We start from the raw sequence: 11,327 nt of genomic DNA on the forward strand, positions 1-11,327 counted from the left end.
TCTGCCTAGGATGCTGCTGACCGTAGGCCCGAATCCAGTCAGGAGTCAACATGCTGTTCAGCCCTGACACCACGTCGGCGCTCGTGGCGGCCTTGGCGCTCGTCAACACGGCTCGGATGCGCGACGGCGTCGACCGGATGGCCTCGGTCGCCGCACTCGAGTCCTTCTACGCCTCGCACGGCTACAGCGGCCGCCGCGACGGGGACGAGGCGGAGGTGGCGGCGGTCCGCGCCGTGCGCGACCGGATCGCGCCCCTGTGGGACGTCTGCCGCGACGAGGCGGTCGCGCTCGTCAACGCGATGCTCGCCGACGGCGACGCGACGCCGCGGCTCATGCGGCACGACAGCTGGGACTGGCACCTGCACGCCGTGCCGATGGACGCCCCGCTCGACGTGCAGATGCTCGTCGAGACCGGGATGGCGATGGTCGACGTGATCCGGTCCGGTGCGTTCGACCGCCTGCGGCGGTGCGAGGGCGCCGACTGCGCCGCCGTGCTCGTGGACCTCTCGCGCAACTCCTCGCGGCGGTTCTGCGACGTCAACAACTGCGCGAACCGGGCCCACGTGGAGGCCTACCGCGCGCGGCGCGCGGCTGAGCTGTTGCGGCGCGCGGCTGAGTCGGCGCGCAGCTGAGTCGGCTGCGGCGCGCAGCGCGCGGCTGCCCTCGGCGCACGACTCGTCGTCCTGCGGCCCGGCCCGCGCGCCAGTTGTCCCCGGCCCTCTCGCGCGTCGACGCCGGGTGCGCCGTGCACACCCGGCCTGGTGCGCTCGACCCCGCGCGCCGACGCTGGGCGCGAGGAGGTGGGCCATGGCGCACAAGGACGACGTCGGGCGTCGCGGGGAGGACATCGCGGCACAGTGGGCGCACCGCCGCGGCTGGGAGGTGCTCGACCGGAACTGGCGCTGCCGCGCAGGCGAGCTCGACCTCGTGGCGCGCGACGGCGCGACGATCGTGGTCGTCGAGGTGAAGACGCGCACCGGCACGGTGATGGGACACCCCGCGGAGGCGGTCACACCGGTGAAGCTCGCCCGCCTGCGGCGTCTGGCGGGGGAGTGGCTCGCGACGCACGAGACGCGGGCGAGCGACGTCCGGCTGGACGTCGTCGCGGTGCTCCTGCCCGCCGTCGGGCCCGTCCGGCTGTCGCACCTGCAGGCGGTGGGCTGATGGGCCTGGGGAGCACGCGTGCGATCTCGCTGCAGGGTCTGGTCGGGCACGTCGTCGAGGTCGAGGCGCACCTCGCCCCCGGGCTGCCGGCGTTCGGCCTCGTGGGTCGGCCGGACCGGACGCTCATGGAGGCGCGCGAGCGGGTGCGTTCCGCGGTGTCGTCGTGCGCGGTCGCGTTCCCGCAGAAGCGCGTCACCGTCAACCTCTGGCCCGCCGGGCTGCCGAAGTTCGGCACGGCGTTCGACCTCGCCATCGCCGTCGCGATCCTCGCGGCCGCGGGGGTCGCGGGCGACGGGCGACCCGACGCCGTCCACCTCGGCGAGCTCGGCCTCGACGGCCGCCTGCACCCGGTCCGGGGGGTGCTGCCCATGGTGCACGCGGCGGTCGGAGCAGGCCTGCGGCACGTCGTGGTGCCCGAGGCCGACGTCGCCGAGGCGAGCATGGTGCCGGGCGCCGAGGTGGTGGGCGTGCGTCACCTCGCCGAGCTGCTGCACTCCTACGGCGGACAGGTCGCGGTGCCCGACCTGCCGGCGGTCCCCAGGTCCTACCTCGAGCCTCGGGAGGCGGGCGCGCTCGACATGGCCGACGTCGTCGGGCAGCCCGAGGCGCGGTTCGCGCTCGAGGTGGCGGCGGCGGGCGGCCACCACCTGTTTCTCGTCGGACCTCCCGGGACGGGCAAGACGATGCTCGCGGCCCGGCTGCCCGGTCTGCTGCCCGACCTCACCGAGGCCGAGGCGGTCGAGGTGACGGCGCTGCACTCGGTGGCCGGCACGCTCGATCCGCGCCAGGGCCTCATTCGTCGGCCCCCGCTCGAGGCGCCGCACCACACGGCGAGCGCCGCGGCCGTCGTCGGCGGGGGCGCCGGGGTGCCTCGTCCGGGGGCCGCGAGCCGCGCGCACCTGGGCGTGCTTCTCCTGGACGAGGCCCCGGAGTACGCGCCGCGCGTGCTGGACACGCTGCGTCAGCCGCTCGAGAGCGGTGAGCTGGTGATCGACCGCGCGGACGCCTCGGCTCGCTATCCGGCGCGTTTCCAGCTGGTCCTCGCCGCGAACCCGTGCCCGTGCGGGATGTCGGCGGGCAAGGGTGTCGACTGCGAGTGCTCGCCGCTCGCGCGGCGCCGCTACCTGGCCCGGCTCAGCGGTCCGCTGCTGGACCGGGTCGACCTGCAGGTCGACGTGCCGGCCGCGCGGATGGCGGCGCTCGCGGGTCCGGGCGGGGAGCCCTCGGCGCCGATCGCCGCGCGCGTCCTGGAGGCTCGCGAGCGCATGCGGGTGCGGTGGGCGGGCTGCCCGTGGCGCACGAACGCGGGCGTGCCGGGGGCGTGGCTGCGCAAGCACCACCCGCTGCCCCGCGAGGCGCGGGCGGACCTGACGCGCGCCGTCGAGCACGGGCACCTCTCGTTGCGCGGCGCCGAACGCGTGCAGAGGGTGGCCTGGACGCTCGCCGACCTTGCGGGCCGGGACCAGCCGGGCGCGGACGACGTGGGCCGTGCGATGACGCTGCGGATGCGGGGCCGTCATGGCTGAGCCGACGGCCGACGTCGAGGACCCGCGGCTCGCGGCCGTCGCCTGGGCACGGCTCGCGGAACCGGGGGACGAGCTCGCCGTGGGTCTCGTCGCCGCGCTGGGTCCCGTGGCGGCGCTCGCCTGGCTGCGCCGCGAGGCCTGGGACCCGCCGGCGGGGGAGCGAGAGCCTTGGGAACGGGCGCGTGCCCGGTGGCGACCGCGGCTCGACGGGCTCGACCCCGCGCGCGAGCTGGCGCAGATCACGAGACTCGGCGGCACCGTGCTGCACCCGGCCGACCGCCGGTGGCCGCGCGCGTTCGACGACCTCGGGCCGCGCGCCCCGCAGTGCCTGTGGGTGCGGGGCGACCCGGAGCTCGCGGCGCACGCGATCGAGGGCGGCGTCGCGATCGTCGGGGCGCGGGCCGCGACGCCGTACGGGGAGCACGTGGCGTTCGAGCTCGCGGCGGCACTTGCGGGGGACGGGCGCGTGGTCGTGTCGGGCGGCGCGTACGGGATCGACGCCGTCGCGCACCGGGCGAGCCTCGCGGTGAACGGCCCGACCGTCGCCGTCATGGCCGGCGGCCTCGACCGGTTCTACCCGACCGGCCACACGGAGCTGCTGACCCGGGTCGCGCGCGAGGGCGCGGTGGTGTCCGAGCTCGGCCCGGGAAGCGCACCGAGCCGGAGCCGGTTCCTCACCCGCAACCGCCTCATCGCCGCGCTCGCGGCGGCGTGCGTCGTGGTCGAGGCGGGCTGGCGGTCCGGCACGATGTCGACGGCGCAGCACGCGGCGCGGCTGCTGCGGCCGGTCGGGGCCGTACCCGGGCCGGTCACCTCGGCGTCCTCGGCCGGCTGTCACCGCCTGCTGCGTGAGCAGCTCGCGGTCTGCGTGACGGACGCCGAGGAGGTGCGCGAGCTCGTGGCCGAGCTCGGGCCGGCCGCGACGGCGGGGATGGGGCGCGACCGGGAGCGGGACGACTCCGCGGTGCGACTCGACGACGTGCCGCCCGGGCTCGCGCCCCGGGAGGCGCTGGTCTGGGAGGCGCTGCCCGCGCGCGGGGCGGCGCACCCGGACTCCGTGGTGCGCGTGTGCGGGCTCGCCCACGGCGAGGTCCTTGCCGCGCTCGGGCTGCTCGAGCTGCGCGGGCACGCGGTGCGCGACGGCGACCGCGTGCGCCGGGTGGCCCGGTGATCGGGTCGCAGGTGACAGCGGGAGGAACGGCCCGCGGTGTGGCGGCTTGCCCCGGGGGCGTGCGACGACGACGGTGGCACGGTGACGACCAGCGCGCAGGACGCGGGGATCGTGGTGCCCGACGGCACCCGCCCGGGGGACGCCGCGCTTGTGGAGGAGTTCGCGGCGCACCTGCGGCTGCAGCGCGCGCGCTCGGTGCACACGGTCCGCGCGTACGTGGGCGACGTCCTCGACCTGCTGGCCGAGGTGCCGGGCGGACCGTCCGGGGCGGACCTGTCGCGCCTGGACCTGGCGGTCCTGCGGCAGTGGCTCGCCCGCCAGAACGCCCGTGGGCTGTCGCGCGCGACGACGGCTCGCCGCAGCGCCGCCGCGCGCACCTTCTCCGCGTGGGCCGTCCGCAGCGGGCATCTGGCGCACGATCCCGCGCTGCGGCTGCGCAGCCCGAAGGCCGACCGCACCCTGCCCGCCGTGCTGACGCCCGAGCAGGCCCGGACGGCGCTCGCCGGCCTCGACGCCCGGGCGCGCGGTGCCGAACCCGCCGTTGCGCCGCCCGCCCCGCGGGGGGAACGGGCTGGTGCGGGTGACCGTCCGCCCGCTGCCCCGCCAGGGCCCGACGTCGCGGGCTCCCGGGACCAGCGCGAATGGCTCCTCGATCCCGCGCCCGACGGCGAGCCCCCGGTCGCGCCGTCGGCCCACGATCGTGCGCTCGCGGCCCGCGACCAGGCCATCGTCGAGCTGCTCTACGGCGCGGCGCTGCGCGTCTCGGAGGCGTGCGCGCTCGACGTGACGTCGCTCGACCTGGGTGAGCGCCTCGTGCGCGTCGTGGGCAAAGGGGACAAGGAGCGCGTCGTGCCGTTCGGCCGACCCGCCGCGCAGGCGCTGCGCGCCTGGCTGGACCTGCGCTCCGAGCTCGCGAGCGAGGCCGCGGGGCGAGCACTGTTCGTCGGGGCTCGCGGTCGTCGGATCGATCCCCGCACGGTGCGGACCCTGGTCCACCGGGTCACCGGCGGAGCCGGCCTGCCCGACCTCGCACCGCACGGTCTGCGGCACTCGGCTGCCACGCACCTGCTCGAGGGTGGCTCCGACCTGCGGTCGATCCAGGAGATGCTCGGCCACGCCTCGCTCGCGACGACGCAGCGCTACACCCATGTCAGCTCGGAGCGGTTGCTCGCGGCCTTTCGCCAGGCACACCCCCGCGCGTGACTCCCGGCGCTCGGTGTGGACGGCCCGGTTCCTGACGGAGAACGGTTCGCCAGGCACACCCCCGCGCGTGACTCCCGGCGCCGCGGTCGCCCCCCCGACTCGTGAGGGTGCACCTGTCTGGTCCTGGGGAGGAGGGCGTGGAGCCCCGTCCGTGCGCTCGACCGAGATCGCGGCTCAGGTGCGGCGGCCGTACCGCTTGTGCACCGCCTGGCGGGTGACGCCGAGCATGGTCGCGATCGCGGCCCACGAGAAGCCGGCAGAGCGGGCTCGGCGCACCGCGATCTCCTCCCGACGATCGAGCTCGCGCCGCGTCTGCGTGATCCGTCGCAGCTCGCCGAGGGGACCGTCGTCCTCCATCGCCATTGTCATCGCGTCACCTCCGATCCGGTCGGGTCGCGATCTCGCGTCCCGCGTGTCAACCCAGGATGACGCGCGTGGGCGAGCATGTCAACGTGGATTGACGTGCGGGTGCTCGGTCACCCCGCCTCGAGCGGGAGGAGCCGGATCACGACGTCGCCGGTGACCAGCAGTGTCGGGTCCAGGTAGTCGTCCCGTCCGCGCCGGGCGCCCCAGTGCAGGTCGGACCCGCGCCCGTGCCCGGCGTCCAGCGTCCCGAGCGCGTCGCCCGCCGCCACCGCCTGACCCGCGACGACGCTCGCCGTCACCGGCTCGTACGTCGTGCGGATGCCGTCGGCGTGGTCGACCGAGACGACCCCGCGCCCGGCGACCGTGCCGGCGAACGCGACCACGCCGTCGGCCGCCGCGCGCACCGGTACGCCGACCGACCCGGCGAGGTCGACGCCGCGGTGGCCGGCGAGCCAGGGCTGCGCCGGGTCGTCGAACGGGCGCACGACGTCGGCGGGCTCGATCGGCCACCCGTACGTCACGCGGCCGGGCAGCTCGGCCGCACCCCCGGCCTGGGGGCGTGCGGCCCCGCTTCCCGCAGCGCCACCAGCCGGGGTTCCCGCGCCGGCCGTCGCGCCGGCCGTCGCGCCGGCCGTCGCGCCCGCCGCCTCGCCCGCCACGGCCGCGGGCGAGTCGAGGGTGTCCGCGCGCTCGCCGTCGTGCGTCGCGGCGTGCGCCGTCGCGAGCAGACCGCCGACGGCGAGGATCGCCGCGCCCGAGCGCAACAGCAGGGAGCTCATCACCCGAGCGTGCGCCGGTCCGATCGGGTCCGCATGGCCGCCGCCGCCGGGTGGTGGACGACGCGGCGCGAGCGCCCGCGGGGGACAAGCCGGGGCGCCAGGAGATCGGGTGGGGGGCCCGCCGCGGACGGGGTAGGATTCTCGGTGCAACCGGTCCGTGCCGGTTGACATCGCGTGCCCACACACCGGTCGGCAGCCGTCGCCTCGCGCGACGGAGTGCGCCCCCGGGACGCGCCGTCCACGGTCCACCTCCGGGTGGTCGCGACGCGTCGTGAGCACCAGGCCGCCGTACCGGCGGAGAACCGTTACGCGGGTCGCTCGTGCGGCCCGCCCGACGCGCGGAGCGATCCGCGCCGGAAGGACGAGCCATGGCCGTCGTCACCATGCGCCAGCTCCTCGAGAGCGGCGTCCACTTCGGGCACCAGACCCGTCGCTGGAACCCCAAGATGAAGCGCTTCATCTTCACCGAGCGCAACGGCATCTACATCATCGACCTGCAGAAGTCGCTCGCGGACATCGACCGCGCGTACTCCTTCGTCAAGGAGACGGTCGCCCACGGCGGCACGATCCTGTTCGTCGGCACGAAGAAGCAGGCCCAGGAGGCCGTGGCCGAGCAGGCCGCGCGCGTCGGGATGCCCTACGTCAACCAGCGCTGGCTGGGTGGCATGCTCACCAACTTCCAGACCGTGAGCAAGCGCCTCGCGCGCCTCGCGGAGCTCGAGGAGATCGACTTCGACGACGTGGCCGCGTCCGGCCGCACGAAGAAGGAGCTCCTCATGATGCGCCGCGAGAAGGACAAGCTCGAGCGCACCCTTGGCGGCATCCGCACGATGGCGAAGGTCCCCTCCGCCGTGTGGGTGGTCGACACGAAGAAGGAGCACCTCGCGATCGCCGAGGCCCGCAAGCTCAACATCCCGGTCGTCGCGATCCTCGACACCAACTGCGACCCCGACGAGGTCGACTTCCCGATCCCGGGCAACGACGACGCGATCCGCGCCGTCGCGCTGCTGACCCGCGTGGTCGCTGACGCCGTCGCCGAGGGCACCATCGCGCGCCACTCGGGTGGTGCCGCGGCCGGCGCCGAGACCGCCGAGCCCCTTGCCGAGTGGGAGCAGGAGCTGCTCGCCGGTGAGGCCGCCGCCGAGGCCGCCGCGGTCGAGTCCGAGGTCACCGCCGGTGAGGCCGCCGCCGCCGCCGAGGTGGCCGAGGAGCTCGCCGTCGAGGCGGAGGCCGTGGCGGTCGAGGCTGTCGCCGAGGCCGTCGCCACCCAGGAGGTCGCCGAGGAGCTCGAGGCCGAGGTTGCCGCCGAGACCGCCGAGGCCGATACCGCCGAGGACACGCAGGCCTGACGTCGCTCCGCGCCGGGACGCCTCGCGTCCCGGGGCGGTCGCACGCACGCGGCCGCAGGCAGCACCCGCAGCCGCGCACAGCACGCACGCAGCACGCACGTCAGTACGGACGAAAGAGAGACGGAACAGATGGCGAACTACACCGCCGCCGACATCAAGGCACTGCGGGAGAAGTCGGGCGCTGGCATGCTCGACGTCAAGAAGGCGCTGGACGAGGCCGACGGCAACGTCGACAAGGCGATGGAGATCATCCGCGTCAAGGGCCTCAAGGGCGTCGCGAAGCGTGAGGGTCGCTCCGCCTCGGAGGGCCTCGTCGCCGCCGCCGTGGTCGACGCGCCCGACGCCGACGGTCAGGTCGGTGTCCTCGTGGAGGTCAACGCCGAGACCGACTTCGTGGCGAAGAACGAGAGGTTCCTCGCCCTCGCCGACACCGTCCTCGGTGCGGCCGTCGCCTCCGAGGCCGCCGACACCGAGGCGCTGCTCGCGGCCTTCGTGGGCGACCGCTCCGTCCAGGAGGTCGTGGACGAGGCCGCCGCGACGCTCGGCGAGAAGATCGTGGTGCGCCGCGTGCACCGGGTCCCCGGCGAGCGGGTCGCGGTCTACCTGCACAAGACGGCGAAGGACCTGCCCCCGCAGGTCGGCGTCATCGTGGCGAGCGACGCGGCGGCGGCCCAGGTGGCGTCCGACGTCGCGATGCACATCGCCGCGTACTCCCCGCTGTACCTCTCGCGCGAGGACGTCCCGGAGCAGACGGTCGCCGACGAGCGCCGGATCGCCGAGGAGATCTCGCGCAACGAAGGCAAGCCGGAGGCCGCTCTGCCGAAGATCGTCGAGGGTCGCCTCAACGGGTTCTTCAAGGACCAGGTCCTCCTCGAGCAGGCCTACGCGCGCGACCCGAAGAAGACCGTCGGTCAGGTCGTGAAGGAGTCGGGTGGCGAGCTCACCGGCTTCGTTCGCTACCGCGTCGGCGCCTGACCTCCCACGTGCGGCCCCGCGCCGTCGGACTCCGACGGTGCGGGGCCGCATGCACACCAGGGCCCAGCAGCGCTGCCCGTCAGAGCCGCACCCGAGCCGCAGGACCCGAGCCGCACACCCGAGCCGTAGGAACGAGAGGAACGCGATCATGACCAGCGCGACCAAGCCCCGCCGCGTGCTCCTGAAGCTGTCCGGCGAGGTGTTCGGCGGCGGTTCGATCGGGCTCGACCCCGACGTGGTCGCCCGCACCGCCGCGGAGATCGCCGAGGCCGTGGCCGACGGCGTGCAGGTCGCCATCGTCGTGGGCGGCGGGAACTTCTTCCGCGGCGCCGAGCTCTCCCAGCGCGGCATGGACCGCGCCCGCGCCGACTACATGGGCATGCTCGGCACGGTGATGAACTGCCTCGCGCTGCAGGACTTCCTCGAGAAGGCCGGCGTCAGCACCCGCGTCCAGACCGCGATCGCGATGGGCCAGGTGGCCGAGCCGTACATCCCGCTGCGCGCCATCCGGCACATGGAGAAGGGTCGCGCCGTCATCTTCGGCGCCGGCGCCGGCATGCCGTACTTCTCCACCGACACCGTCTCGATCCAGCGGGCGCTCGAGGTGCACTGCGACGAGGTGCTCGTCGGCAAGAACGGGGTCGACGGCGTGTACACCGCCGACCCCCGGCTCGACCCCACCGCGGTGAAGCTCGACCACCTGACCTTCGACGAGGCCCTGCAGCGCGACCTCAAGGTGCTCGACGCCACCGCCTTCAGCCTGTGCCGCGACAACGGCATGACGATGCGGGTCTTCGGCATGAGCGAGCGCGGCAATGTCACCCGCGCGCTCCGGGGTGAGAGTATCGGCACGGTGGTGACCGCCTGAGGTGCCGAGCCCGCCGCGCACGCGTGCGGGGGTGAACAGGTTTCGGGCGGTCCACGCCTCACCACGACGCGCTGCGGCGCACGAAGGAGCAGTTCCAGTGATCGACGACATTCTCCTCGAGGCCGAGGACAAGATGGACAAGGCCGTGGAGGTCGCGCGCGACGAGCTCGGCTCGATCCGCACCGGTCGCGCCAACGCGGGCCTCTTCCACAAGGTGCTCGTGGACTACTACGGATCCCCGACGCCGCTGCAGCAGCTCGCGGGTGTCACCATCCCCGAGGCGCGCGTGGTGCTCATCAACCCGTACGACCGCTCCGCGACCAACGAGATCATCAAGGCGCTGCGCGAGTCCGACCTCGGCGTCAACCCGACCGACGACGGCAACGTCATCCGCGTCAACCTGCCCGCCCTCACCGAGGAGCGGCGCCGGGAGTACGTCAAGGTCGCCAAGCACAAGGGCGAGGAGGCGCGCGTGTCCGTGCGCGCCGTGCGCCGCAAGGCCAAGGACGAGCTGGACCGTCTCGTGAAGGACGGCGAGAGCGGCGAGGACGAGGTCGTGCGCGCCGAGAAGGAGCTCGAGTCCCTCACCAAGGCCCACGTGGACACGATCGACTCCCTGCTCTCGCACAAGGAGCGCGAGCTCCTCGAGGTGTGAGCCAGGACGTGACGGACACCCCGCGCGAGGGCGACACCGCCCCCGTCGGCGCCCCTCTGACCCGGCGCGAGCTGCGCCGGCTCCGGGAGAGCGGCGTGCTTGCGGCGGTCGCGCCCGACGGCGAGCCTCGCCTCGGGCGGACGCCCGCACCCCTCGCCGAGCCCGAGCAGGCAGGCGTCGCCGTCGAGCACACGGCCGAGCCACCCGCGACGGTGCCGGCCGCGCCCGAGGCGGCGTCCGCCGTCGTGCGCACGGCCGAGCCTGACGCGGAGCCGGCCCTCGCGCCCGAGGCGGTGCCCGCCGTCGTGCGCGACGGCGGGGACGAGACCGTCGGCGACGTCGCGCCCGACGCCCTGCCCGAGGGGGCGACGGTGTCCGACGTCGACTCGGCGTCGCGCGAGCCGCTCGTGGACCACCCGACGCCGAGCGAGGTGCTGACGGCACCGCCGTCGCGGGCCGGCCGGAACCTCCCGGTCGCGATCGGCGTGGGCGTCGGCCTCGGCGCGGCGCTCCTGCTCAGCCTCTTCCTGCAGAAGGAGCTGTTCGGCCTGCTGGTGATGGCCGGCGTCGTCGGCGCGCTGGTCGAGCTGCGCGGTGCGCTGGCGCGCGTGCGGATCGAGGTCCCGCTGCTGCCGATCCTCGTCGGCTCGGTCGGCATGCTCGTGTCCGCGTACCTCGTGGGCGCCGAGGCGCTGCTCGTCGCGTTCATCCTCACCGCGGGTGGCGTCGTGGTGTGGACCGTCATCGACGTGCCCGGTGTGCGCGCCCTGCGCAACGCCTCGGCCGCGCTGCTGGTCACGGCCTACGTGCCGTTCCTCGCCTCGTTCCTGGCTCTGGCCCTGTCCGCCGACGACGGCGTGTGGCGCGTCCTGCTCGTCGTCGCCCTGGCCGTGGCGTGCGACACGGGCGGGTACGCCGCGGGCGTCGCGTTCGGCCGCCACCCGATCGCCCCGTCGGTGAGCCCCAAGAAGTCGTGGGAGGGCCTCGCCGGCTCACTGCTCGCGGGGGTGCTGGTGGCGTGGCCGATGGCCACCTCGCTGCTCGGCGCGCACTGGTGGGTCGGTGTCGTGGTGGCGATCGTCGGCGTGTTCGCCGCGCTCGTGGGCGACCTCGGCGAGTCCCTCATCAAACGTGACCTCGGCATGAAGGACATGGGCTCGCTGCTGCCCGGTCACGGCGGGGTCCTGGACCGGGTCGACTCGCTCCTCATGGTCGCCCCCGTCGCCGTGACGCTCCTCGCCGTGCTCGTGCCGGCGAGCTGACTGGAGATG

At 75.0% G+C, this 11,327-nt stretch carries 12 protein-coding genes; 10 read left to right on the forward strand and 2 right to left on the reverse strand.

Translation table 11 applies throughout. The features are described from left to right. The first annotated feature begins 50 nt into the window (after positions 1-50). The 5 genes from AC3AQ1_RS14840 to AC3AQ1_RS14860 all read left to right on the forward strand — a co-directional run bounded on the left by AC3AQ1_RS14840 (position 51) and on the right by AC3AQ1_RS14860 (position 5,064). Positions 51-632 carry a CGNR zinc finger domain-containing protein gene (locus AC3AQ1_RS14840; RefSeq protein WP_108719621.1) on the forward strand — a complete coding sequence of 194 codons (582 nt, stop codon included), beginning with the start codon at positions 51-53 and terminating at the stop codon, positions 630-632. Positions 633-807: 175 nt separating this feature from the next. Beyond that, positions 808-1,164: a YraN family protein gene (locus AC3AQ1_RS14845; RefSeq protein ID WP_108719622.1), complete on the forward strand. Its 357-nt coding sequence runs from the start codon at positions 808-810 to the stop codon at positions 1,162-1,164. Then, positions 1,164-2,690, forward strand: a complete 1,527-nt coding sequence (locus AC3AQ1_RS14850) for a YifB family Mg chelatase-like AAA ATPase (RefSeq protein ID WP_108719623.1) — start codon at positions 1,164-1,166, stop codon at positions 2,688-2,690. Before AC3AQ1_RS14845 ends, AC3AQ1_RS14850 begins: the two co-directional genes overlap by 1 nt. After that, positions 2,683-3,861 carry a DNA-processing protein DprA gene (dprA, locus tag AC3AQ1_RS14855; protein ID WP_108719624.1) on the forward strand — a complete coding sequence of 393 codons (1,179 nt, stop codon included), beginning with the start codon at positions 2,683-2,685 and terminating at the stop codon, positions 3,859-3,861. Before AC3AQ1_RS14850 ends, dprA begins: the two co-directional genes overlap by 8 nt. 81 nt (positions 3,862-3,942) lie before the next feature. Beyond that, positions 3,943-5,064 carry a tyrosine recombinase XerC gene (locus AC3AQ1_RS14860; RefSeq protein ID WP_304595667.1) on the forward strand — a complete coding sequence of 374 codons (1,122 nt, stop codon included), beginning with the start codon at positions 3,943-3,945 and terminating at the stop codon, positions 5,062-5,064. Between the two features lie 174 nt (positions 5,065-5,238). On the opposite strand, the gene AC3AQ1_RS14865 is transcribed toward AC3AQ1_RS14860, so the two are convergent. Next, the gene (locus AC3AQ1_RS14865; RefSeq protein ID WP_108719625.1) at positions 5,239-5,433 is read right to left on the reverse strand and encodes a hypothetical protein; all 195 of its coding nucleotides are present in this window, start codon (positions 5,431-5,433) and stop codon (positions 5,239-5,241) included. 107 nt (positions 5,434-5,540) lie between these two features. Further along, complete coding sequence (locus AC3AQ1_RS14870; protein ID WP_108719626.1) at positions 5,541-6,209, reverse strand: M23 family metallopeptidase; 669 nt, start codon at positions 6,207-6,209, stop codon at positions 5,541-5,543. Positions 6,210-6,577: 368 nt separating this feature from the next. Here AC3AQ1_RS14870 and rpsB point away from each other — a divergent pair, with 368 nt between their 5' ends. From rpsB to AC3AQ1_RS14895, 5 genes are all read left to right on the forward strand, one after another. Further along, complete coding sequence (rpsB, locus tag AC3AQ1_RS14875; RefSeq protein WP_108719627.1) at positions 6,578-7,558, forward strand: 30S ribosomal protein S2; 981 nt, start codon at positions 6,578-6,580, stop codon at positions 7,556-7,558. 129 nt (positions 7,559-7,687) lie between these two features. Next, positions 7,688-8,533 carry a translation elongation factor Ts gene (gene tsf, locus AC3AQ1_RS14880; RefSeq protein ID WP_108719628.1) on the forward strand — a complete coding sequence of 282 codons (846 nt, stop codon included), beginning with the start codon at positions 7,688-7,690 and terminating at the stop codon, positions 8,531-8,533. Between the two features lie 148 nt (positions 8,534-8,681). Next, complete coding sequence (gene pyrH / locus AC3AQ1_RS14885; protein ID WP_108719629.1) at positions 8,682-9,401, forward strand: UMP kinase; 720 nt, start codon at positions 8,682-8,684, stop codon at positions 9,399-9,401. 97 nt (positions 9,402-9,498) lie between these two features. Beyond that, entirely contained in the window at positions 9,499-10,056 is a 558-nt protein-coding gene (gene frr, locus AC3AQ1_RS14890; protein ID WP_108719630.1) for a ribosome recycling factor, read from the forward strand. 8 nt (positions 10,057-10,064) lie between these two features. Next, positions 10,065-11,318 carry a phosphatidate cytidylyltransferase gene (locus tag AC3AQ1_RS14895; protein WP_488301219.1) on the forward strand — a complete coding sequence of 418 codons (1,254 nt, stop codon included), beginning with the start codon at positions 10,065-10,067 and terminating at the stop codon, positions 11,316-11,318. The last annotated feature ends 9 nt before the right edge of the window (positions 11,319-11,327 follow it).

The organism is Miniimonas sp. S16, assembly GCF_057748195.1.